Here is a 23,691-nt window from a genome sequence, read left to right as displayed (position 1 = left end):
ACGGGGGGTCCGTGCGCCGATGCAACCGAAAGGAGTCACCCATGCCCGTAAAGCCGACGCGCACCGCTCGCAGCACACCCACCGGCGCCCAGCAGCGCGCGGGTGCACGCGCCCGTCGCGCCGGCAAGGGGGCGAGCGGCAAGCCCGCGGGCGGCAAGTCATCGCGCGGCGTGGCGCCCGCGAAGTCCTCGAACGGGAAGGGCTCGCGCGCCGCCAAGGGCGCGTCGGCACGGGAGAGCGCGATGGATGTCAAGAAAATGCCGAGCGTCTCGCTCGGCCACGTGTGGGCGGGCGAGCGCGAGATCGGCGAGAAGCCCCTGGTCTGGGTCAACGGCCAGCTCGTCCCCAAGAACCGCGCCATGGTCAGCGTCTACGACCACGGGCTGCTCTACGGCGACGGGGTCTTCGAGGGCATCCGCGTCTACGGCGGCAAGATCTTCAAGTGCCAGAGCCACATCGACCGCCTCTACCGCTGCGCCGAGAAGATCCACCTGCGCATCCCCGTCTCGCCCGAGGACATGGTGCAGATCCAGCGTGACTGCATCGAGGCGAACGGGATCCGCGAGGGGTACATCCGGCTCGTCGTGACGCGCGGGTACGGCACGCTCGGGCTCGACCCGCGCAAGTGCCCCGTGCCGGGCGTCATCTGCATCGCCGACACCATCGCCCTCTACCCGCCCGAGTTCTACGAGACGGGCATGCGCGTGATCGTCGCGAAGCGCCCCAAGACGCCCATCGCCTGCCTGGACCCGCGCATCAAGAGCCTGAACTACCTGAACAACATCCTCGCGAAGGTCGAGGCCATCGAGGCCGGGTGCCACGAGGCGATCATGCTCTCGCCCGAGGGCTGGGTCACCGAGTGCACCGGCGACAACATCTTCGTCGTGAAGGACGGCAAGCTCTACACGCCGCCCCCGGTCAACGGCGAGAACGACCGCCTCGCGGGCGGGCTGCTCGAGGGCGTCACGCGCCGCTTCGTGATGGACGAGCTCGCCCCCGCGTGCGGGATCCCCGTCGAGGAACGCATGATGCGCCTGGAGTTCCTGCTCGAGGCCGACGAGATGTTCCTGACAGGGACCGCGGCGGAGATCATCGCCGTCCCGCAGGTCGACGAGACGAAGATCTCCGACGGCGAGGGCCCGATCACGCACCAGCTCCGCATGGCGTTCCGCGACGTGGTGACCGGCGACGACCTGCCGGAGAACTGATGCGGGGGTGTCAGGCGACGGCCGACTCGGGGCGCATCGGGGCCGCGAGCCCGGCGATGGCCTGGCCGGTGAAGCCGCGCGGGGCCGCGTTCAGTCGCCAGGCCTCGTGGAGAATGGCGCCGAACCGGGCGACGAACCCGGGGACATCGCACAGCGCCGAGCCCGCGGCCGCGGCGCGGACGCTCTGGCGCGACGGGCGCGCGCGGGCCAGGTCGCCCGCGAGACGCGCGTACCCGGGGGCGTCGGAGGCGACCCACTCCCCAAGGCCGCACGCCCGCAGGATCGACGCCGACACGCGCGACGCGTGCGTGTTGCCCGCGAGCGTCACGACCGGGACGCCCATCCAGAGCGCCTCGCACGTGGTGGTCGTGCCCGCGTAGGGGAAGGTGTCGAGCGCGATGTCGACCGCGTCATATGCGCGCAGGTGCGCCGCGTGCGAACGCTCGTAGGGCAGCACGTCGATGCGCGAGACATCGAGCCCGCGCTCGGCGAACCGGCGCTCGAACGCGCGGCGGCACTTGGCATCGGCCAGCCCCTTGCCCTTGAGCGCCAGCCGCGAGCCGGGCACCTGGGCCAGCACGTCCCGCCACAGGTCGAGCGTCGCGTCGCTGAGCTTGGTCGCGTTGTTGAACGAGCCGAACACGACGTGCGTTCGCCCCGGCGCTCCGGCGGCGGGCAGCGGTGCGTCGGGCGGGTCGAAGCACAGGAAGCACGGGTCGATGCGCAGCAGGCGCTCGCTGCTGAAGAGCGGCGCGCCCGCCGGGTCGGTCACGCCGTCCACGATGCGAAAGTCGATCGTCGGCAGGCCGGTGGTGTTCGGGTACCCCAGGTACGCGATCTGCACCGGCGCGGGGCGGGCGGCGAGCACGCCCGGTCGCGCGTTGCCGGTGATGCCGGCGAGGTCGATCAGGATGTCGACCGCGTCGGCGCGCACGAGGCGCGAGACCTCCGCGTCGGGGCGCGTCGCGCAGTCGCGCCACACATCAGCGAGCGTGCGCAGCGAGGCGGTGACGCCGTCGGGCTCGTGACCCACGTCGTACGCGACGACTTCGAACTGTGCGCGGTCGAGCCCGCGCAGCACGGGCGCGATGAACCGTGCGACGGGGTGCTCGCGGAAGTCCGGCGAGAGGAACCCGACGCGCAGACGCCGTCCGGGCGTGCGATCGACATTCGGCGCCGGCAGGCGTTCGGCGTGCGCCACCACGAGCCGCCCGTAGGCGAGATGCTCCTGGTACACGGCGCGCGGGTCGGCGGGCGTCGAGTTCAGCGAGAAGCACAGGCGGGCGCGCACGTCGGGATCGCCCGTCGCGAGGGCCGAGGCCTTGCGGTACCACTCGACGGCCTGCTTGGCCCGCCCCAGCCCCGCGAGGCACGAGGCGTACAGCGAGGTCGTGTCCGGCGCGTCGGGCTGCTGCTGGAGCGCCCGCAGGCACGACTCCATCGCGTCGACGAACAGCCCGGCCCGCAGCAGCATCTTCGCCAGCAGCACGTGCGCGGGCGTGTGGTCCGCATGGTCGCGCGCGATGCCCGCCATCAGGTCCACGCCTTCCGTGTGCCGCCCGCTGTCGAACACCGCCGTCGCGTGCTCCACGCGCGCGTTGGGCGGCGCGCCCGGCACGCTCGCCGCTCGCTCCAGATGGTGGATCGCCTCGACGAGCCGCCCCGACCGGGCCAGGCAGTGCCCCAGCAGGTACGACCCCGCCGCGTCGTCGCGGTGGCGCGCGAGGTACGGGCGGAGCAACTTCTCGGCCTGCGCGTACTGGGCCGAGATCACGAGGTCGGTGGCGCGTTCGATGAGTGTGGGCACGCCTGTCTTATCGGCCCGAGCGGACCCCGACCCCAGCCCAACTTCTCGGGCGAGTAGACTCCCCGCCTATGGCAATCGTGGGCCCCCGGCAGTACCAGCTCCGCCCGGACGGGATGTGCGTGGTCCGTTCGGCCACGCCCGACGACGCACCCGGCGTGCTCGAGTGCGCGATCGAGGTCTTCCGCACCAGCGAGCACACGCTGACGCAGGCCGACGAGTTCACGATGACGCTCGACCGCGAGCGCGAGTTCCTCGCCGAAAACCTCCGCGAGCCCGGCCTGCTGTTCCTCTGCGCGTTCGACGCGCGCGACCCCTGGGCGAACGCCCCCGCGCCCGGCGCGGGCGCGCACCCGATGCTCGGGCTGCTCAATCTCCGGCGCACATACCCCAAGCGCAAGGTGCGCCACGTGCTCGAGCTCGGGATGAGCGTGCGGTCGTCTCACCGCGGGCGTGGCGTCGGGACGGCCCTCATGGCGGCGGCGATGGACTGGGCCGCCACGCAGCCCGAGGTCGAGATGGTCACGCTGGGCGTGTACGCCGCCAACCTCGCCGGGCGTGCGCTGTACCGGCGCTTCGGGTTCGTGGAGTACGGCATGCTCCCGGCGGGCTGCAAGCACGACGACGGCACGCGCTGGGACCAGGTGCTCATGGTGAAGGTTGTCAAGCCCGGGATCGGGCCCTTTACTCGTCTTTGACAACCGAGGACGATGACGGCTCGATCACATCGCTCGCTTCGTAGTCGAGCCGCTGCGCCGGGGTGAGAAGCGACAGCATTTCGCCGCTCACCCGGACGCGGAGCGCGGACGCCTGCTCGAGGTACAGGTTCAGGGGCGATGTCCGACCGTCCGTGCGGCGTTCGTCGTCGAGGAGCACAAAGCGCGCCTGCTCGACCACGCCGGTGCGGGCCTGATCGAGCGCCTCGGTCCGGGCCTCGTCGATGATCGCCAGGGCCTTGCGGCGTTGATCCGGCGTGAGGTCCAGCGCGAGCACCTCGCGCACGACCGGGTACTTCTCCGGGCTGGCGAGGCTGCCGTAGGAGTCCCCGAGGGACCGCTCGATGACCTCCGTCACGAGCGCGTCGCCGAGACGAGGGGGAAGCGCTGCCACGAGCCGCTCGACGACGGAAGCGTGGGTCCGTTCGAGGTTTGCGTTGGCCGCCAGGAACTCATTCTGGATCTTCCGGCTGCGTGCGCGAGACTTCTCCGACCCATCGGACAGGAGCTTCACGTCCTCGAAGTACGCCCGCATGGCGCGCCATTTCCGGACGAGCGCCCCGTCGCTCTCGCGATCGAAGTTCTCGAGCAGGGCGGCGAGCGAGACATCCTGCGCGGGGTCGACGTCGTTCGCCCACAGGAACTGCCAGACATCCACGGGCAGCGACTGGACCGTCGTATACGCGAGGAGCGAACGCCGGTGCGCACGCTCGAACGCCGCGAACCGGGGCCTCTGATCGTCCGTCAGGATCGAGTACAGGTCATCAAGAAGCCGCTTCTCGACGCCGAGCGCGTCGCGTACGACCTGCGCCTCGCTCTCTTTCATCTGCTCGAGTGTCGGATCGTCGCGCACGGTGCGCAGGTGCCTGTTGATGACCCGGCGGAGCTCAACCCGAGCGCCCTCGACCAGCGCGCGGGCGGCGAACTGCTGATCGGCGGATGCTCCGACCACCCGCGTGAAAGTCTCCGCTGTGGTCGCGGGGACGACGGCCCTCACCTCCGCGTAGTCGACAAGCTCGGCGACGTACGGGCCGCCGGCCCTCAGCGCCCTCGGCCACAGGCACAGGAGGATGCAGACCGCCAGAAGATGTCGCGCACGAGCGTGCATTGTCGGATTGTTCGAGTCGGCGAACGTGTTGGATGAAACCGGACGTTGAATCCGCCGAGATTCTCAGCTCGGTCCAGATCGCTGCCATGTTGCCCCGGGCATGTCGCGGAGGTGAAGCAGCACCGCGCGCACGCCCCCGAGCGCGCTCGCGATCGCCGTCGGCGCGTCGTGCCCGCGCAGGAACTCGACGGTGAGGATCGGCGTCCCGCCGTCGACGCCGACGAGCGTGCCCAGCGACCCCGGCGTCGGGTAGCCCATGCTGGGCTCGACGCGCCAGCGCCCGTCGGCGGGCGCGGCCCCGGACACGAACGCGCTGGCGAGCGCCTCGCCCGGGCCGTCGAAGTTCACGAACGGCCCGCGCGCGATCGAGTGGAACACGATCACCACGTGCGGGCGGAATCGCGCGAGTTCTCCCGCGAGCGCGTTCGATTCGGGCTCGCTCAACGCCGCGGGCCCGCGCTGCAGCGAGGGCGAGAAGTTCGACGCCGGAAAGTTGCGGTTGAGGTCGACGCCCCGCGCGTTGCCCCGGCTCCGGGCCGCCGTGCCGTCCGGGTTCAGGTCGCGCACGACGCGGACGTGCGCGCCGGCGGAATCGCGCCCGAGCATCTCGACGAGCGGATCGACCGCGGGAAGCCCCTCGCGTTCGTTGCCGTGGATCCCGCCGACGATCAGCACCCGGGGCGGCATGGCGCCGGCGGGCGGGGCGATGGTCGTTGCCAGGATCGGCTGGCCGCGCACGGAAAAGCCCACCGGCTCCCAAACGCCGGCCGCGGCAGATGCTCGCTCCGCACGCGCGCGGGCGGCGCACCCGACGCACGGCATCAGGACGCCGGCGAGGAGCGTGGCCGCGAGCAGCAGCAGGTGGTATGGCGCGAGTGATCGCATGGAGGGGTCGAAGTGCCTGTGCGTGGGGCGGGAAATCACGTGACGTCCCGACATCACGCGCGTCCGTGCTGAAAGGTATTGAGATACGCCCGCCATGGTCCCACGTCCTCGCGCAGTCGCCACGCCAGCGCCAAGCACGCCTGCCGCACATGGTGCAAGTCGTGCGCCGCCCATGTCGCCAACAACTGCGATAGCGTCACCTCGCCCAGCGCCGGGTGCACGGCGCGACGGGCGAGGTCGGTCGGCGACAGTCGCAGCGCCCGGAGCTCGCGCAGCCCGTCGGCACGGAGCGTGGCGAACTCGTCGAGGAGATCGGCGAGCGGCGTGCCGCAGTCGGCGCGGATGGTCGCGTCGTGCGGGAACGGCTCGAACGGGCGCGAGGTGCCGTGCGCGAGGACGTGACGGATTCGTGGCATCAAGTCGAGTCGCTCGCCGGCGATGAGGTGACCGACGACTTCGTACGCACACCAGGTACCCGGGCCGTACGCACTGCGCACAGCGTCGTCGGGAAGATCACGGAGCAGCGCGCCGAGCACGGCGGGAGTCCGTTCGAGCGTTGGAAGCACGGCGTCGAGCACGGCTACACCCGCGGCCCGCTGTCGTCGAGCGATTCGAGTTCGTCCTTGTACCGCTCGCGCAGCGGCTCCACGACCTCGCGGATGAACCGCTCGGTCTGCTCGACGCTCCGCCCGACGTACTTCATGGGGTCCAGCACGCCGTCCCAGTTCAGTTCCGCCGCCAGCGGCCCGCCGCGAGCGGCCGACCAGAACGCGCGGTCGTTCCGAAGCCGCTCGAGCAGGTCGTTGTCGAGGCCCTCGTGCTTCACGCGGTGCCCGGCGGCCTGCGCGTGCACACGGATGAGTTCGTGGTAGTGCTGGCGGTCGCCACCGAGTTTCACGCACTCCATCAGGATGTTCTCGGTCGCCATGAAGGGCAGCTCGGCCATCAGGTTCCGCCGCACCATCGCCTCGTGCACGATGAGGCCCGACGCCACGTTGTGCATGAGGTCGAGCGCGCCGTCGAGGGCGAGGAAGGCCTCGGGCAGCGAGAGACGCCGGTTGCTGCTGTCGTCGAGCGTGCGTTCGAGCCACTGCGTGGCGGCGGTGTCGTAGGCGTTGCCGACGAGGTTCATGACGAAGCGCGTGAGGCCGCAGATCCGCTCGCAGCGCATCGGGTTGCGCTTGTACGGCATCGCACTGCTGCCGATCTGCTTGTCTTCGAACGGCTCGTCGAGTTCCTTGCGGTTGGAGAGGAGGCGGATGTCGGTGGCGATCTTGTGGAGAACGGCGGCGACAGTGGCAAGCCGCGAGAGCACGATCGTGTCGTGCAGACGCGGATACGTCTGCCCCGTGAACTGGTACATGTCGTGCCAGTCGGTGTCGTTGTCGAAGAGCGACTTCATGAATCGCGATTCGAGTTCATCCACCCGTGCTCTCTCGCCCCCAAGTAGTGCGAGGAACGACGCCTGTGTGCCCGTCGCACCCTTCAACCCCCGCCCGCCGCACACAATCTCTGCGGCTCGCTCCCGAAGATTCTCGTGCGACAAATCTAGTTCGTACGCCCACTGCACCGCGCGACGCCCCACCGTCAGCGGCTGAGCCGGTTGATAATGCGTGTATCCAAGCGTGGGAAGATCGTGATGCGAGCGAGCAAACTCCCCGAATGCGAACACGGCTCGGTCGATCTTCTCTCCGATGAGAAAAAGAGAGTCCCGCAGGATCAGCAAGTCCGCATTGCACACAACATCCTGGCTCGTCATCCCAAGGTGGATGATGCCCTTGGCCTCGGGGCATGAGTCTCCCAGCGCGTGGACGTGGGCCATGACGTCGTGCCGCAGGTCGCGCTCGTACTTCTCGGCGAGGCGAATCTCGTCGTCGGTGATGCCGACGGTGCCATCGGGGTTCTTTCGCTCCACCACCGCGCGGAGTTGCTCGACCTGCTCCTCGCTCACAGGCAAGCCCAACTGATGCTGCGCCTGCGCGACGGCGAGCCAGATCCGCCTCCAGGTGTTGAACTTGTGCCGGGGCGACCACAGGCGCAGCATCGCCGGGCTGGCGTTGCGGCTCGCGAGCGGGGACGTGTAGGTGTCGTACGGGCTGGCGCTCATACCCGGCGCACTCTAGGAGCCGCACGGCGTGGCGGGGGCGCGAGCGCCGATCGGGAGCACCCGAACGCCGTACACAGAAACTTCACTTGGTGTCCGGCGGGCCCTCGGGTATTCTGGGCGGCGCGTGCGGGGGCTGAGGAGGTATCACGATGATTCGCACGGTTCCGTTCTCCGTGGCCGCCACGATCCTGGCGATGGTCTCGCACGCGCACGGGCAGTCGTTCGAGACGATCGCGCCCGACGCCGGCTTTGACTACGCGGTGGTGCAGGACATCAGCGACAATGGGCAGTTCGCGCTCGTCTCGCTCCAGAACTCGCAGACCCGCCCGACGATCCCCTTCTGCTACGTGCTCGACCTGACGAACGGCACGCGGCGCGACCTGGTCGATCCGCTCGGGCGCGACCTCAACGCGCTCTCGCTGAGCGCGGACGGCTCGGTGGTCGTCGGCTACGTCGGGGGCGGGCCGGGCGGCGCCACCAGCGCCTTCGTCTGGGGCGAGAGCGGCTTCCTCGAGATCGGCGGGCTCTCCGGCGGGAACATCTCGTACGCCACCGGCGTCTCGGGCGACGGCTCCATGGTCGTCGGCCTCACGGGCGCGAACTTCGGCGATCCGTACCAGCAGGGGTGGCGCTGGACCTCGACGGGCGGCTTCGTTCCCCTCGACGACATCGGCGATGACATGCTGATCTTCTCCTCGGTGCAGGGCGTCTCGGCCGACGGCACGGCCGTGGTCGGCTTCGGCACCATCGGCGACTTCGACCCCGACACCGACGACTTCCAGCGCGGGGCCGCGTGGTTCAACGGCGGCGTCATGCCCACCGACCTGGGCATCCTCCCCAACCCGTTCAACGTGGGTATCGAGGGCTTCGCCGCTTCCGCCGACGGCTCGGTCGTCGTCGGCCTGGGCTCCACCACGAACGCCGGCGGGGAGTTCATCAACGTCGGTTTCCGCTGGACCCAGCCCGGCGGGCTCCAGGCGATCTTGCCCCCCAGCGGCACGCCCGCGATCGCGTCGTCGTACATCTTTGATTGCTCGCTCGACGGCAACACGCTGGTGGGCTACACCATCGCGGGGGGCGTGAGCACCTGGGACGGGCTGGTGTGGACCCCCGGCGACGGCAGCCGCGCACTCCGCACCATCCTCGGCGACGCCGGCGTCATGATCCCCACCAACATCCGCGTGCGCGAGACCTTCTGCAGCGGCGACGGCACGATCCTCGGCGGCTGGTGCTACGACACCACGACGCAGAAGTACTTCGGCTACATCGCCCGCCTGTCCGCCGGTGCGCCCTGCGATCCCGACGTCAACGCCGACGGCAACGTCGATCAGGACGACATCGCGTGCCTCTCGCAGGCGGTCGGTGGCTCGCCCGAGTGCCTCGGCGCGGGCGTCGACCCGGACTTCAACCAGGACGGCAACGTCGACCAGGACGACATCGCGGCCCTCGAGCAGGTCGTCGCCGGGTCCGAGTGCCCCTGAGCACACCTCGCACGCGCGGCTGAGAACCGGGTCGCCCGCCCGAGAGCGTTCGAAAACGCGATACGCACAGCCGTATCACCCGCACGCTCCCATGCGTGCGGGTTTTCATTGCGCGGATGTCCGTGAAGGTCCGAAGAATGCACATGCACAACGCCCGCGGCGGGCGGCCGTGCGCTGGCTCAAAATCAAACCGGCGATCGAGCCGGCGCTACCGCACGGACGCCGTCGTCGCCAGACGCGTGCGGATGTTGTCCAGCACGTTCATGAAGTTGATGTACGAGTCGTAGGGCGAGTCGTACGGGTTGAAGTACTTGTGCACGTCGCCGTCGGCGAAGTACTTCGTGCACATGTAGTAGAAGTGATCGCTGGTGGTGAGCTTGCGCCAGTCCTCGAGCAGGTGTGCCGCGTGGGCTTTCTCCTCGGCGTCGCCCTCGGCGTTGGCCCGCTCCACGCGCGCCTTGATCTCGCGCTCCAGGCGGTACGTCTCCTCGAGCGCGTTCCACTGCATGGCGTTGCCGCGCCACGCAGTGAGGTCGCGCTCGGTGTCGGCCCACGAGATGTACTCGTGCACATCGTACTCGCCGACGGGCGCGAACTGGTCGATCGCCTCGCCGGGCGTGATGAAGTGGTTCTGCCCGGGCGCCACGTCGAAGACGGCCTCGGGCAGCTTGCTCAGGAAGTTGAAGATCCCCGTGTCCGCCCACTGGTGCTCGCCGAACGTCTCGTAGTCCATGAACAGGTTGCACAGATACCCGTCGCCGTTGATCTGGTGCACCCACTGCGCGAACTTCTCGGCCGAGAGCGGCCACTCGGCCCAGCCCCGGTTGCTGAACCGGAACGCGATGTCGTCGCTCAGGCGGTAGTTCTTCAGCAGCAGCCCGAAGGGCTTGTCGCCCCGCCCCGTGGGCTTGCCGCTCGGCTGGTACACGAAGTTCGGCGAGCGGAACCCCAGGTGCCGGTCCACGCCCTCGCAGATCATGCCCTTGAAGCGACGCCCGCCGTCGGCCCCGCGCATCTGGCTCACGTGCCACGCCAGATCGTTGTTGTAGATCAGTTCCGTGTTCCGGAAGACCGACGGCGTCTGCCCGAACAGGTGCTGCACCTTGCGCGTGTGCATCTCCACCTGCTCGTTGAACTCCGTGCGGCTGTAGATCCCCGCCAGCGAGTGGTAGTACGTCTCGCCGATGAACTCGCAGCAGCCCGTCTTCGCGAGGTCCTGGAACGTCGTGATCACGTCCGGCGCCCAGCGCTCCAACTGCTCCAGCACCACCCCGGTGATCGCGTAGCTGACGCGGAAGTTGCCCTTGTGCCGGCGCACGAGGTCCAGGATCAGCTGCGTCGCCGGTCGGTAGCACTTGTCCGCCACCTTGCGGCAGATCTCCGCGTTCTTCGTGTCCTCGAAGTAGAACGGGTCCGCGTCAAAGACGCTGTACCGACGAAGACGGAACGGCTGGTGCACCTGAAAGTAGAAGACGACGCTCGCCATGTCCGCAGTGTACGCGATCGCCGCCCGCGCCGTGCCGCTCAGAGCCGCCTACCACGGGCATGGATCGCCCGCGATCGTCGATCCGAGGGCAAGCACGTCATCCTGATCGACGTTCCCGTCCTGGTTGAAGTCCGGGTCGGCGCCGACAGCCAAGCACGTCAAGGTGCCGCCCACGGCCTGCGCGAGACACTGGAAGTCGTCCTGGTCCACATTGCCGTCGCCGTTGTAGTCCAGCCCGCAGGTGCCCGAGTAGCAGTAATCGATGCATCCATCCCCGGGGAAGAGGTCCAGCGACGGATTCTGCGCGATCTCAGTCACATCATCGATACCGTTGTCGTTGCAGTCGGAGAGAAGCTCGAACACGTACTCGAAGTCCGTCACCAGCGGCGGATTCGGCTCCACGAGCGTGTCGTCACAGAGCAACGGGCGGAGCGAGTACACGCCGTCGTCGCTCGCGGTTGTCACCGGGCGGATGCGGTACACGCCGGGGAGCAGGCGCCGAAGGTTCGACCCGCGGATCTCCACCTCGCGCGACGCGGCCCCCGTGCTGCTGCGCGTCAGGAACGCGGCGGTGGCGCGTTCGCTCAGCACGCTCGGCGTGCCATCGGCGCGGATGGTGACCGGGCTCGCCGACGTGTGGTCCACGCGCACCGGGCCGTAGAACCGCAGGGTGATGTACTCCTCCTGGCCGGCGATGCGTCCGCAGAACTTCGAGTTGAGGATCTCCGGCGGGGAACTCGGCGTATTTGCTGGCGAGCAGTCCTCATCATGCAATCGGAATCGCACCTGCCCGACGGCCCCGCCGCCGATCGAGGCGGACGTCTGCGTGTAATCCGGCTCCGGCACGAGCGTTGTTGTCCCCACCACGACGTTGCCGACCCACGACCCTCCTCCATTCGAGGCATTCACGATGATCTGGCCCTGAAGGCCGTTGGCCGGAAGTTCGATAGCGCCGTTGAAGCCCTGGACTGGCGGGTTCGACAGCGAGCCGCCGATTCGAAGGATGCGGCCATCGGGAAACACGCCGCCGGAGACTCTGAACCCGCCCGCCGTCGTGTTCTCGGCGATGATCACATCGGCGTCGAGGTCACCGGCAAGGGCGTAGATTCCGGCCGTGTTCTGGCCCGTCAGCAACTGGAACGATCGAACATGCAGGTCGCCGACGATCGGGCCGGCATTGGCCGCAAGGCGGCGGATGCGCGGACGGACTGTGGCGCCCGTTGGCGCACCGATACTCGCATATACGGCGTCCGCGTCGATCGACCCGATGTCGTCCCGCACGCGGATCGTCACCGGCGACGTGGGCGTGCCGATGTCGCCGCCGAAGACGGAGATGAAGTCGGCCTTGCCATGCTCGACCGTGATGTCGCCGAAGATGCCGCCGGGCGTGGCGACCGACCCGCTGCGCAGCGACAGGAGGTCGCTGACTCCGGATGTGTGCGATTCACACGTGATGTCTCCGAGAATCTGGCCGTTCACCTGAAGAAAGGTGACTTTGTGGATGCGCATAGACCCGAGGTTGTTCAGTACACGCCCTTCGGTGAGTGTCACATGGCTCGTGCTCGTGCCGATGTCGATGTCTCCAACGGATCCCACGAAGGCACTTGTCGAACCGATCGTGAACGAGACCGGCGCCGCCGAATCGGCCCGCACCGTGATCGACTCGATCGTATCAGTCGTGGCCCCGCCGATTGCAAACGACGCGGAACTCCCCGCAAAGGCCGACTCTACGACCAGTTCGACCGTGTAGGTCGTCAGCCCGGTCTGCGTCACGGTTGCGTACGCGTGTGGGTCGCCGGATGGGTTCACGCCGACGGAGACCACCGCGGACGAAACACTCGACGACAGTACTAGGACACCGAGCGTTATCGCCTTCCGCATCTGAACCTCCTTCGTGATGTGTACAGCAGCACAGACAAAACGAGAACGCCCGCAGTCCCCGGAGCGGGCACGACCGAGGCTACTCTGAGCCCGAAGCCCCACTGCTCCGGAGTTAACCCATGGATTTTGTCGATTCGGTCCCAGTAATCCACGTCCGTGTACGAGTTGTCCGACCCCCGCGCCGGTCTCACACCGTTGGGGAACGCGCCCTCGAGCCACTCCGTCACGCCGCCCGACCCATCGAGCAACCCCCACGGGCTCTGCGCGTTCGGGTACGAACCCACCGGGTAGATTCGGAACGTGCCTTCGTCGTCGTACACCCCCGCACCGGTCTGCGCGCCCGCCGTCCCCGGCATGCCCCCCACCGGCGGCGTGTCGCTCGCGTGCGGGTAGAGCCAGTAATCACCGATGCCCGGGCCAAGTTTGTTCGGGTCCCAGTGCATCGCCTTCGTCCACTCATCGAGGTTCGGGATCCAGAACATGGCTCCCGGCGAACGCACCACTTGCCCGCCGTACGGATTCGTCGGGTCCGCCGTCCACGTCGCGCTGTCGTAGGCGCCACTCTCGAAGGCCCACGCCTCATTCACTTTCCCATTGTGCAGCCAGTTGCAATACCGGGCGGCGTACCACCAGCCCATGTCCGCCGCGGCGTCGAGCGCGTCGGCGAGTACTTCCCACCGGTAGCCGCGCGGGTCGCCGGAGTCCGGAATACGGATTAGATGCCTGCCGCCGAGCGACGCGGCCAGCGACCCCTGCACCGGGTTGAACCGCGAGTACGCGTCTACAAACTCAAACCACTGCGTCGCGGTGATCTCGGTACGCGTCAGACGAAACTCGTAATCGACGCGCCCGGCCTCGGGAATCCCGTCCCGCGGGAACCCGGGAAACCGATCTCCCGACGCCGCCGGGTTGCCCGGATCTCGAATCGCCCGCCACTCGAAGCCGTAGTCCGGTACGGGCTGGGCCTGTGCAACCGGCGCAGCGAGTGCGACGGCCAGGGCGGCCAGCCACGCGAGGACCGTGAAGCCAAGACGTGATGCGCCGTCAATGCCGCGCCTGCACGCGCCGAGTGCGACGATCGTGCCGCTGGACCGATGATGAGCCGATGAATGCTTCATGGGGTGACTCCGTTGTACCTCATTCGCATCGGCACATGTACCGCGAACGCCGCAGACTCGCGCGACTTCACGAAGACTTCACCCTGAACGTGGCCGCACGTCGTGACGTGCTACGTCTTCACGCTCGACATCGCCGCGGTCGCTAGCGGCACGAGGATCAGCACCGGCACGAACACGCCCAGCCACGCCGGCAGGCCCGGCACCGCCGCCGTCACGCCCACGCCCGTGCCGAGGATCGCGCCGAACGCGACGGGCGCGCACTTGATGCTCTGGCGCAGCAGGCCCGTGGGCTCACGCCGCAGGAAGAACGGCAGGCACACCAGCAGCGTCAGCACGTTCGCGAGCATGATCGCGTACCGCCCCGAGCGGATGCGCTCCAGCGTTTCGATGCGCTGCGTGGGCGGGCGCGGCTGGGCCTTGAGGCGATCCACCAGTTCCGTCAGGTGCGCGCTCGACAGGTTGTGGCTGTATCCCTCGAAGCGGCGTAGGCGCATCGCGGTGGGGTCGAGGTCGGTGTCGAGGCGCGACAGAGGCGTGGTCACACGCCGCCCGCTCGCGCCGAGGTCGCCGGGTGTTTCGACGACGCCCGCGTCGAGCTGCCAGTGGTCGCCGGCCCATGTTGCTTTCTGCGCGGTGATGCGCCGCGTCATGAGCCCGCGCCCGTCGCGCTCCCACACCCACAGCCCCTCGACGACGCCCGCGTCCAGGTCCACCCGCCGCGCGTAGAACAGGCGTCCCGCGCCGTCGGCCGTCAGGGGCTGGCGCGTCTCGCCCAGCCCGCGCGTGCCGGCCTCTTTCTTGTCGCGCGTGAGCATCGGCGCCAGGCGAGGCAAGATCACCTCCGCGTTGATCGCCTGCAGCGTGACGACGCCCAGCGCCACCAGCACCAGGGGCCTGGCCGCCCGCTGCAGGCTGATGCCCCCCGCCAGGATCGCGACGAACTCGCGGTGGCGCACCATCTGCGCGCACGTGAAGCCCATGCCGCCGACGATCACGACGCCCGCGAGGTAATGGAACAACTGGAAGAGCCGGGGCCACCACAGGTCGAGCACGAGCGCGAACGCCAGCAGCGCCTCGCGCACGCGGCTCTTCTCCCAGCCGCGCTCGCGCGCGATCCTGCCGGCGATCTCGATGAACTCGTCGAAGTTCAGCGAGAAGTCGATCACGATGATCACCGAGAACAGGAAGGTGAACAGCATCGCGATGTTCACGATGTAGTGCCACGCGATGTACCGGTCCAGCGTCCTCATGCCGCCCGCCCTTCGCCGAACCGCCCGCACAACGCCGCCGCGATGACACCGCTGAGCCACGCGGCGACGTACACGTCGGTGGCGAAGTGGGCGCCCGTCAGCAGGCGCGACACGCCGCAGCCGATCGCCAGGGGGATCAGCACCCAGCCGCTGCCGGGCGCGACGCGCGCGAGCACGAACGCCGCCCCGAACGCGACGCCCGCGTGGCTCGACGCGAGCCCGTAGTTGCCGCCCCCGGCGAGGGCCTCGAACGGGTAACCCCACACGTACGCGCCGTCGGCCACGCCGTTGTTGATCGGGCGCTGGCGCGCCACCACCACCTTGAGCAGTTCGGCCAGCCCGCCCCCGAGGAGCGCCCCGAGGATGGTGAGCGCGCCCCGCCGGGCCGCGTGCGCGGGTCGGGCCGCGTGCATGCGCCGGGCCGCGGCGTCGCACGCGATGAGCACCGCGCCCACGGCGATCCACGTCGGTGCGTACCCGAGCGCCCGCAGGAACTGGTACCAGTCGCGCCGCTCGAGGCGCGGGCGGTCCGCCACGCGCAGGGCCTCGAAGATCGCGCGATCCAGCAGCGTCAGCACGATGAGCCCGAGCAGGAACGCCGCCGCCAGCAGCAGGCGTCGGCGACGGCGGACGCGCCGGTCATGGGGCGTCAGAAACCTCACGGCAGCGGCTCCGGCACGGGCTCCGGCACGCGATCGGGCGAAGGCCCTTGCGCCGGCCCCGCTTTTGGATTGGTCGTGAGATCGCGTCCCATCGCGGGGTTGCGGTCGAAGCTCGTGAACAGGAAGTCCTCGCCGATGAACACCGGGCGGTCCTTCTTGCCGTCGGCGTCCAGCCGGCCGATCTCGCGCACGCGTGCGAACACCAGCGACCAGGCCTCGCGCGTGCCGCCGAGCATCACGCTCGGGCGCCCGCGCAGGCCCAGGTCTCGCCGCAGGTCCGTGTCGGGCCAGTAGTCGTACTGCGTGTGCCGCCCCCCGAGGATCACCGATGTCGCACAGTAGACGACGGGATGCCCGGGCAGGTAGAAGGCCATCTGGCTCGCCCGCCCGTAGTGCATCGCCACCACGAACGGCTCCGCGCCCGTCTCATCGCGCACCTCCGCCCGCAAGCGGTCCACGTGCGCCGCCATGCGCTCCGCGCCCGTGAAGCGGTGCACCGGGATGTACCGCCCGACCCGCGGCAGGCGCGCCAGGAGGTCCAGTCGCAGCGAGCCCACCGCGACCACGAGGCCCCCGCACAGCAGGATCATCCACAGCACCTGCGTCGGCGTCTCCGGGCGGCGCACGAGCACGCCCATGCGGGGACGCGGCGAGGGGCTCGCCCGCCACGCGCGCACCCGCGCGAGCCAGTCGTCCATGCCGCGCAGCACCCGCCCCGCCGCCAGCGGCACGAACGTCAGCCCGCCCGCGAGCGCCCAGTTGCCCTCGGGCTCGGTCAGGAAGCTCACGAGAAAGTAGAACAGGAACACCGGCATCCCCATCGCCGCGAGCGCGCCCTCGCGCCGCCAGCGCGCGGGGTCGGCCGTGCGCGCCCGCCACGCGTCGAGCGCGCCCAGCACCCCGAGGATGAGCACCGGGCCCAGCAGCGCCGCCTGCGTGCCCAGGAACGACAGCGTCCACAGGGGCGAGTACGACCACCCGTCGCGCCCCTGCGTCACCGGCATGTCCCCGCCCTTCACGCCCAGGTGCCCCAGCAGGTGCGCGATCGTCGCCCAGTCGTTGCGCGCGTTCCACACGATGACGGGCAGCAGCCCGACCGCGCACAAGGCGGCCCCGCCGAGCATGGCCGGCACATGCCGCCGCACCCGCAGGCCCGTGACGTTCGCCGCCGCGAACACGCCCAGGGGGAGCAGCAGCGTGGTGTACTTGAACAGGCAGCCGACGCCCACCGCCGCCCCGAGCACGAGCCACCCGCGCGGGTCGTCGCGCACCAGGGCCCGCCAGGCGCCCCAGGCGCCGATGGTCCACGCGGCGGTCAGCGGGCCGTCGATCGTGACGATCAGCCCGGTGATCTGGAAGATGGGCGTGAGCATGAAGCACGCCGCCGCAATGAACGCCGCCCGACGATCGGGGATGGCCCCGTGCGCCAGCATCGCCACGCCCGCGCCCGCGATCGCGCCGCAGACGACCGCCGGCAGGCGCACGGCCCCTTCGACATCGCCGAAGAGCTCCGTCGCCCCGCGGATCGCCCAGGCGATGCCCGGCCCCTTGGTGTAGTAACTGAGCGCCAGCCGCCGGCTCCACTCCCAGTAGTGCGCCTCGTCCTCGATGAGCGAGTAGGGACAGAAGAAGAACAGGTACACCAGGCGCGCCGCCGTCACCAGCACGATGAACCACGCGGCGCTGCCCGCGCGCCCGGCCCACCGCGCCCACGCGCCGACCGGCACCGCTCCCAGCGAAGAATCGCGCACGCAGGGATCTCCGCTAGTGGCGCGCCAGGCGCCGGTACACCCAGAACGTGAAGAGCGCGAGCCCGCCCACCCCGCTCCACATCAGGATGAGCCCGGGCGCGCCCTGCTTCACCGTCACCTGCTGCCCGCCGCTGATCGTCACCAGGCACGCGAGCGCCGGGAAGAACGAGAACAGGTACACCGCCAGGGGCGAGCGCGTGGACAGGCGCAGCGCCATCACCGCCCCGCACAGCACCATCACCGCGCACGACGCCGCCAGCGCCAGGCGCTCGTGGCGCTTCGCCATCACGTCGTGGTCGAGGCGCTTGAGCGCCCCCGACAGCCCGTGCGGGCCGTACATCTTGTCGCGCAGGTCCGGGTCCGCGTCCGGGCCGTCGCCCCGCGCCCGCGCCACGTTCAGCAGTTCGCGCGAGCCCATCGCCAGCAGCTCGCGCAGCGCCGACTCGCGGGGCTCGAGCCCGGCGATCGCCATCGTCGGCCGGGCCGCCGCCCCCGCGCCCGCCTGCACGCCCTCCAGCTCCAGCCGCAGCCGCACCCGCGGGTCGAGGGCGGCCTGCTGGTCCTCGAACTCCAGCCACCCCCCCGCCGCGCGGATCGCGTCTTCGCCCCCGCCCGCCTTGGTCGTGCGGACCTCGATCGCGCCGCCCGCCGGCGCCGCCAGGCGCAGGCGCCCGTCCTCTCGCGTCACGTCCCCGGCCCGCACGCGCACCGACCCGCCGCGATCGTCCGCGAGCTCCACCCCGCCCGCGTCGCGCAGCACCGCCTCGATGGCCTCCCCCGCCCGGACGCGCGCGAGCGTGAGCGCCAGCGCCTTGCGCTTGGGGTCGATCCAGTTCAGCCGCTCGGGGGTATCGCGGATGGTCGCGAGGTCGCGCCAACTCAGGAACTTCACGTTGTCGCGGAAGGTGTTGGGCACCACCCAGCTCACCCGCGTGTCGGAGAACACGCCGATCCCGCCGCTCTCGCGCGCCGCCACCACGTCCGTGAGCTCCAGCACCACGCGCGTCCGCCCCTCGTCATCGCGCGACGCCGGCAGGTCGCTGTCGGCGCTCGTCGCGCCGGGGAGCAGCCACAGCGTGGCCCGGGCCGAGGTCACCTCCGTCGTGGGCGTTCCGTCGCGCAGCTCCACCGCGCCGAACCCGCTCAGGAGCAGCGCGTCGAGCACGCCGTCCTCCGGGCGGACGTTCTGCACCCGGTCGGCGTGGATCATGACGTTCCCGAACGAGACCGACTGCCCCCGCGCCACCTGCTGCCCCACGAGGCGCGCGACGTCCACGGTGATGAGCCGCTGCATCTCCATCAGGAACCGCGGGATGACGATCTCGTTGAGCGTCGAGAGCAGCAAGGCGCAGCCGATGGCGACCCCCGCCGCCGGCGCGAGCACCGCGCGGTGCGACAGCCCGCCCGCGTACGCCGCCGTCGCCTCGAGGTCGGTCGCGATGCGGTGGTAGACCAGGGTCGAGGCGAACCCGCCGGCGAAGGGCAGCGCGTACGCGAGCATCGGGGGCATCGCCAGCAGCACGAAGCGCAGCGCGTCGGCCGAGGACAGCAGCCCGTCCGAGATCGGCTTGATCGCGCCCGCGAAGGCGATGATGGTGACGAGCACGCCCGCCGTCAGCGACAGCAGGCGAAGCAGGTCCGTCGCGTATGACAGCCAGAGGGTGCGCGGGAGCCGCAGCATGAGCGGGCATCGTACCGCCGCCGCGCTTACTCGCGCTCCACCACGTGCCCGTACGCCGGCACGACAATCGTCCGCCCGCCCACCCGCACGCCAGCGTCCGTCCCGCCCAGGTTGATCGCCACCAGGCGCGACCCCTCCCCCGCGAGCGACCGGCGGAACACCCACACGCCGGGGTCGTCCACCGCCACCGTCTCGTACGACCCCCGGCGCAGCACGATGTCCGCACGCCGCGCCCGGACGAGCGCCCGGTACGTCTCCAGCAGCGACCCCTCGACCCCCGCCTGTTCTTCCACGCTGCGCCCGTCGTGATCGTGCGAGTACCGCTTCTCCCACACGCCCGCGTGCAGGCGCGCGTAGTCGGGCATCGGCGCGCCGTGCGCCGCCAGCCACTTCATGGGCTCACGGCGCGGAATGTCGTTCGCGTCGGACCCGAAGTTCCCCGCCTTTCCGAGCATCCCGATCTCATCGCCGTAGTACAGCACGGGCGGGAAGGGCTGCAGCAGCAGCACCGCCGCCGCCGCCCTCGCGCGCCCCAGCGTCTCCGCCCGGTCCGCGCCGATCGCGCTCGCCAGCCGGTCCACGTCGTGGTCGCCGATGATCGCCAGGAACGTCCGCCCGGGTGGGCACTCGCGCACCGTCCGCTCCATCGCGTCGATCAGGGGCTTGGCCTTCCCGCGCCGCAGCGCCTCGCGCGCCGCCATCTCGAACACCTTCGTGAACGCCGCGTCGTGCGCGTTCGCGCCGTCGCCGGTGGCCAAGAGGTCCGCCCCGCTGGTCTCCCACTTCGCCTGCTCGGCGAAGGTGAACACCTGCGGGTTCACCGTCTCCAGCCCCGCCCGCCAGGCGCGCCAGAAGTCATCGATGTTGTACCCCAGCCCGTCGGGCCCCTTGTCGTACCGCGCCCAGACATGATCGAGCCGGTACCCCGCGATCCCGTCGGATACATCGCCGTCGCCGTTGGGGTCCAGCCAGCGCTTCGACCAGCCGATCACCAGGTCGCGCGCCCGCGCATCGCGCAGGTCCCAGTTCACGAACCCGATGCGTTCGCCCGTCCACGTCCGGAACGAGTACCCGGTGAACTGCGTCCGCCCCGCGTCGGTGTACGCGAGCATCCCGCCGTCGGGGTGCTCGGGCGCGCCCCGCGAGTTCGTGAAGTACGCCGAATCCTGCGAAATGCCGTACGCCACGAGATCCACGTACACCTTGATCCCGCGCTGCCGCGCCGCCCCGACGAACGCGAGAAACTCTTCCTCCGTCCCGAACCACGGGTTGATGCGGTCCGCCTCGCCGTGCTGATACCCGTGGTACGCGCGGCTCGGAAACACCGGGTTGATCCACACCCCCGTCACGCCCAGCGATTCCAGGTACGCCAGCGAGTCGATCATCCCCGCGAAGTTGCCGAAACGGTGCTCGCGCGCGACGTCCGGAACCGCTCCCGCCGGCTCGCCCCACCGCCACGCGATGGGCATGAAGTGATAGAACACGTCGTCCCGCGCGTCGTACGCGCTGGGCGTCCGCGGCATCGGCCGCGCGCGCTCCGGCGCCGGCGCCGCCCCCGGCTGCCCGCCGAACACCACGCCGCCCGCCAGTGCGCACAGAATCGCCCACGCCCGAACCGGTCCGGTTGCTCGCATCATGCGGCGCAGCCTACCAGCCTGGCCCGATCACGGGCAGCCCGCGCCCGCCACCGCCTGCGTCAGCGCCTCGATGTCGTCCTGGTCCACGTTCCCGTCGCGGTTGAAGTCCGGGTCCGCGTCCGAGCACGTCGGGTCGCCCGCGACCGCCTGCGCCAGGCACGACACGTCGTCCTGATCGACATTCCCGTCGCGGTTGAAGTCCGGATCACACCCGGGCAGCACCTCGACGACCACCTCGTCGGTGTCGCTCCCGCCGTCGTCGTCGGTCACGAGCAGCGTCAGCGTGTGCACGCCCACCGAGAGCGGGAAGTTCGCCATCGCCGACGGGCCCTGCGCCAGCACCGTCGAGCCTTCCGACCACCGGAACTCGACGATCGTCCCGTCCGAGTCCGTGCTCGCCGAGCCGTCGACGAACACGATCTCGCTCCCCGACCCGTCGGCGTCCGCCACCACCTGGTCGTCGCCCGCCCGCGCGACCGGGTTCACATTCGGCGGCGTCACCACGCCCGTCAGCGTCACGATGATGGTCGGGCGGTCCGGATCGTTGGTGGTGAGCACCACCGAGCCGACCTTGGGCCCCGCCGTCGCCGTGCTCATCGAGATCGTGTGCGAGTTCGACCCGCCCCCCGGGGGCTCGGAGAAGGCGCCCCCCGGGGCCGAGAACCCGGGCGACGCCGCCATCGAGTACGTCAGCGTCGCGATGCCCGCCGTCGTCCACAGGTTCACATCGCCCGAGTTGGTCACCGTCAGCGTCCGCGCGGGCGCGCTCGAGCCCTGCGCCACGGTGCCGAAGTCCAGCGACGCCGTCGTCGCGGCCTTCGCCGGCACCCGCAGGTCGAGGAACACCGGCAGGTGCCCGCTCGTCCCGCCCGTCACGTCGACCAGCGCCTGCGCGATCACCGGACCCACCATCGCGTTGGCCGAAATGTTCAGCGCTTCGTTGTAGCTCGTGCCGTCGTTCCCCCAGCACCGGTACGAGTGGTTGGGATCCTGGAACGTGTTGAGGTTCCACGCGATCGGATTCTGCGGGCCCAGCAGCGTTCCGATGTAGTCCAGCCCCGCCTGGTCCAGCAGGGTCGGTCCCAGGAGAATCTGGTCGAGCCGGTCGTCCATGCCCCCGGCGCCCACCGGGTCCTGCGTGTGGATCATCCGGTACGTTGAACTGTTGTTCCAACCACCGGCCTGGCGGATGGGATCGAAGAATCGCCCGGTGTTGTTCGCTTGCGAGCCCGTGAGCTCCACGTACGCCGCCTGCGACGCCGTCTGAATGTTGAAGTCGCCCATGAGCAGGAAGGCGTACCCCGCGGGCAGTCCCGTGCCGGGGCCCTCGGTGTCGATGCCCTCGGCGTTGTCGCGGATGTCCGTCGCCTCGATGAGCCGGCGCGCCTGGTCGGCCGCCGTGTCGTTCGACTTCATGTGCGTGCCGTAGACGCCGATGGTGACCCCGGGCGTGGCGCCGTAGCCCACGGGGCGCAGGTCCCACCGGTACGTGTGCCGGGGCTGGTCCGCCGTGGTGCCGTCCGCGCGGGCGACGATCGTCGTGTTCCGCACGAGCACCGCCTTGCTCGTGCGGTAGAGCAGGATCGACTCGGTATCAGGCCCGTTGATGAACGCGGCGAGCGCCCAGTCGCCCGGCCCGTCGGGGTCCGTGTTCAGGGTCAGCAGCAGCGACGACGCGGCGCTCGCGCTCTCCACCTCCTGCACGCACAGCACGTCGGGCGCGAACCTTCGCCCCTGGAACGAGTCGTACACCGCGGTCTGGATCGCGGCGCTGCGCCCGCCGTTGAAGTCGGTGATGTTCCAGGTCGCGAATCGCCACTGGGCCTGCGCGGGCACCGCCGCGCACGCCAGCACAACCACCCCCGCCGCCCTCGCCAGCGCTCGACGCATCGACCCGCTCCTGTGCGCCCGTCGTTCGCGCGATGGGCTCATGACAACCCCGGCGGGGCGCCTCCGACCCCGGACGCCCCGCCGCCTCATCTCACGGGCACGGTGCGCCCGCGACGACCTGCGCGAGCGACGAGATGTCGTCCTGGTCCACGTTCCCGTCGCCGTTGAAGTCCGGGTCCGCGTCCGAGCACGACGGATCGCCCGCAACGACCTGCGCCAGGCAGGCCAGGTCGTCCTGATCCACGTTGCCGTCCTGGTTGAAGTCGGGCTCGCAGGGCACGCCCGTCGTCGTGAGCGTGAGCGACACGTTGTCGGCGAACCCGTTGTTGTACACCCCCTCGGTGCGCACCATCGACACGACCAGCGTGATGGCGCGCGTCCCCGGAGGGAGCGGGCCGGTCGCTTCGCGCAGCTGCATGCCCGTCACCCCGCCCCGCTCGAACGCGAAGGGCCCGACGAGCGTCGTGGTGCCGATGCTCTGGCCCGCGCCGTCGTTGAAGACCGCCGCCAGCTGCGCCACGTCGTTCTGCGTGCCCGTGCCGCCCAGCCAGCCGGACATCGAGAACGTGACCAGACCGTCGTCGATGTCGCCCGCGCCCGCGCTCACGTCGATGCTCTGCGACGCGTTCGCGAAGTCGTTGTCGTTGCCCCCGCTGAAGAACTGCGCCCCCCGCGCCACCGGGCCGGGCGAGGCCGCCGTCGGGAACATCCCCCCCGGCGTGCCGTACGCGACCACGTTCACGCCCGTGAACGTCCAGCCAGGAATCGCCGGCACCGGCTGCGAGCCGTCCGGCGACGCCGCCCCGGCCTCCGCTCCGCCGTTCTGCACGAGTTCCACGCCGAACACCTGCCCGAAAGCGCTCGACGCGGCCACCGCGAGCGCGCACGCCACCACTCCACGCACAAGGGTCATATCTCTCTCTCCCGTAAATACCTTCGGACCGGACCCGGCGATCCTCCCCCCCGGCGGGCCAGTGTACCCGAAGGGATTCCCCGAGCCAACAGGTTCTTGGAACTTGCGCGCGA

At 70.2% G+C, this 23,691-nt stretch carries 18 protein-coding genes; 3 read left to right on the top strand and 15 right to left on the bottom strand.

The window, feature by feature from the left end; genetic code table 11:
* The first annotated feature begins 257 nt into the window (after positions 1-257).
* On the top strand, positions 258-1,208 hold the full coding sequence (gene ilvE / locus SFY69_01760) for a branched-chain-amino-acid transaminase (protein ID MDX2130762.1): 951 nt from the start codon (positions 258-260) through the stop codon (positions 1,206-1,208).
* Between the two features lie 10 nt (positions 1,209-1,218).
* Here ilvE and SFY69_01755 read toward each other — a convergent pair whose 3' ends face one another.
* Positions 1,219-3,015: a tetratricopeptide repeat protein gene (locus tag SFY69_01755; protein MDX2130761.1), complete on the bottom strand. Its 1,797-nt coding sequence runs from the start codon at positions 3,013-3,015 to the stop codon at positions 1,219-1,221.
* Between the two features lie 68 nt (positions 3,016-3,083).
* On the opposite strand from SFY69_01755, the gene SFY69_01750 reads away from it, so the two are divergent.
* On the top strand, positions 3,084-3,710 hold the full coding sequence (locus SFY69_01750; protein MDX2130760.1) for an N-acetyltransferase: 627 nt from the start codon (positions 3,084-3,086) through the stop codon (positions 3,708-3,710).
* Here SFY69_01750 and SFY69_01745 read toward each other — a convergent pair.
* The 4 genes from SFY69_01745 to purB all read right to left on the bottom strand — a co-directional run bounded on the left by SFY69_01745 (position 3,697) and on the right by purB (position 7,828).
* Positions 3,697-4,680 (bottom strand): hypothetical protein, encoded by a 984-nt coding sequence (locus SFY69_01745; protein MDX2130759.1) that lies wholly within the window; start codon positions 4,678-4,680, stop codon positions 3,697-3,699. The genes SFY69_01750 and SFY69_01745 overlap by 14 nt on opposite strands.
* 219 nt (positions 4,681-4,899) lie before the next feature.
* Positions 4,900-5,721 (bottom strand): M14 family zinc carboxypeptidase, encoded by an 822-nt coding sequence (locus SFY69_01740; protein ID MDX2130758.1) that lies wholly within the window; start codon positions 5,719-5,721, stop codon positions 4,900-4,902.
* A gap of 53 nt (positions 5,722-5,774) precedes the next feature.
* Positions 5,775-6,287, bottom strand: a complete 513-nt coding sequence (locus tag SFY69_01735; GenBank protein ID MDX2130757.1) for a DinB family protein — start codon at positions 6,285-6,287, stop codon at positions 5,775-5,777.
* Positions 6,288-6,301: 14 nt separating this feature from the next.
* On the bottom strand, positions 6,302-7,828 hold the full coding sequence (purB, locus tag SFY69_01730) for an adenylosuccinate lyase (GenBank protein ID MDX2130756.1): 1,527 nt from the start codon (positions 7,826-7,828) through the stop codon (positions 6,302-6,304).
* Between the two features lie 149 nt (positions 7,829-7,977).
* Here purB and SFY69_01725 point away from each other — a divergent pair, with 149 nt between their 5' ends.
* Positions 7,978-9,309 carry a hypothetical protein gene (locus tag SFY69_01725; protein MDX2130755.1) on the top strand — a complete coding sequence of 444 codons (1,332 nt, stop codon included), beginning with the start codon at positions 7,978-7,980 and terminating at the stop codon, positions 9,307-9,309.
* 208 nt (positions 9,310-9,517) lie between these two features.
* On the opposite strand, the gene SFY69_01720 is transcribed toward SFY69_01725, so the two are convergent.
* The 10 genes from SFY69_01720 to SFY69_01675 form a co-directional block, all read right to left on the bottom strand.
* Positions 9,518-10,795: a glycoside hydrolase family 57 protein gene (locus tag SFY69_01720; protein MDX2130754.1), complete on the bottom strand. Its 1,278-nt coding sequence runs from the start codon at positions 10,793-10,795 to the stop codon at positions 9,518-9,520.
* Between the two features lie 48 nt (positions 10,796-10,843).
* The gene (locus SFY69_01715) at positions 10,844-12,778 is read right to left on the bottom strand and encodes a hypothetical protein (protein ID MDX2130753.1); all 1,935 of its coding nucleotides are present in this window, start codon (positions 12,776-12,778) and stop codon (positions 10,844-10,846) included.
* Positions 12,661-13,794 carry an SUMF1/EgtB/PvdO family nonheme iron enzyme gene (locus tag SFY69_01710; protein MDX2130752.1) on the bottom strand — a complete coding sequence of 378 codons (1,134 nt, stop codon included), beginning with the start codon at positions 13,792-13,794 and terminating at the stop codon, positions 12,661-12,663. Before SFY69_01710 ends, SFY69_01715 begins: the two co-directional genes overlap by 118 nt.
* A 110-nt stretch (positions 13,795-13,904) precedes the next feature.
* On the bottom strand, positions 13,905-15,044 hold the full coding sequence (locus SFY69_01705; GenBank protein ID MDX2130751.1) for an LptF/LptG family permease: 1,140 nt from the start codon (positions 15,042-15,044) through the stop codon (positions 13,905-13,907).
* On the bottom strand, positions 15,041-15,706 hold the full coding sequence (locus SFY69_01700; protein ID MDX2130750.1) for a phosphatase PAP2 family protein: 666 nt from the start codon (positions 15,704-15,706) through the stop codon (positions 15,041-15,043). The genes SFY69_01705 and SFY69_01700 overlap by 4 nt, the downstream gene beginning before the upstream one ends.
* Positions 15,703-17,457, bottom strand: coding sequence for a glycosyltransferase family 39 protein (locus SFY69_01695; protein MDX2130749.1), 1,755 nt, complete (start codon positions 17,455-17,457; stop codon positions 15,703-15,705). The genes SFY69_01700 and SFY69_01695 overlap by 4 nt, the downstream gene beginning before the upstream one ends.
* A 13-nt stretch (positions 17,458-17,470) precedes the next feature.
* Positions 17,471-19,138: an LptF/LptG family permease gene (locus SFY69_01690; protein MDX2130748.1), complete on the bottom strand. Its 1,668-nt coding sequence runs from the start codon at positions 19,136-19,138 to the stop codon at positions 17,471-17,473.
* A gap of 26 nt (positions 19,139-19,164) precedes the next feature.
* Complete coding sequence (locus SFY69_01685) at positions 19,165-20,775, bottom strand: alpha-amylase family glycosyl hydrolase (protein ID MDX2130747.1); 1,611 nt, start codon at positions 20,773-20,775, stop codon at positions 19,165-19,167.
* Positions 20,776-20,802: 27 nt separating this feature from the next.
* Positions 20,803-22,665 carry a choice-of-anchor D domain-containing protein gene (locus SFY69_01680; GenBank protein ID MDX2130746.1) on the bottom strand — a complete coding sequence of 621 codons (1,863 nt, stop codon included), beginning with the start codon at positions 22,663-22,665 and terminating at the stop codon, positions 20,803-20,805.
* A gap of 91 nt (positions 22,666-22,756) precedes the next feature.
* Positions 22,757-23,578: a hypothetical protein gene (locus SFY69_01675; protein MDX2130745.1), complete on the bottom strand. Its 822-nt coding sequence runs from the start codon at positions 23,576-23,578 to the stop codon at positions 22,757-22,759.
* Positions 23,579-23,691: the final 113 nt, after the last annotated feature.

It is taken from the genome of Planctomycetota bacterium, from assembly GCA_033763975.1.
Lineage (GTDB): Bacteria > Planctomycetota > Phycisphaerae > Phycisphaerales > UBA1924 > RI-211.
The sequence above is the reverse complement of the archived record's forward strand: the minus strand, read 5'-3'. Positions and strand labels throughout refer to the sequence as shown.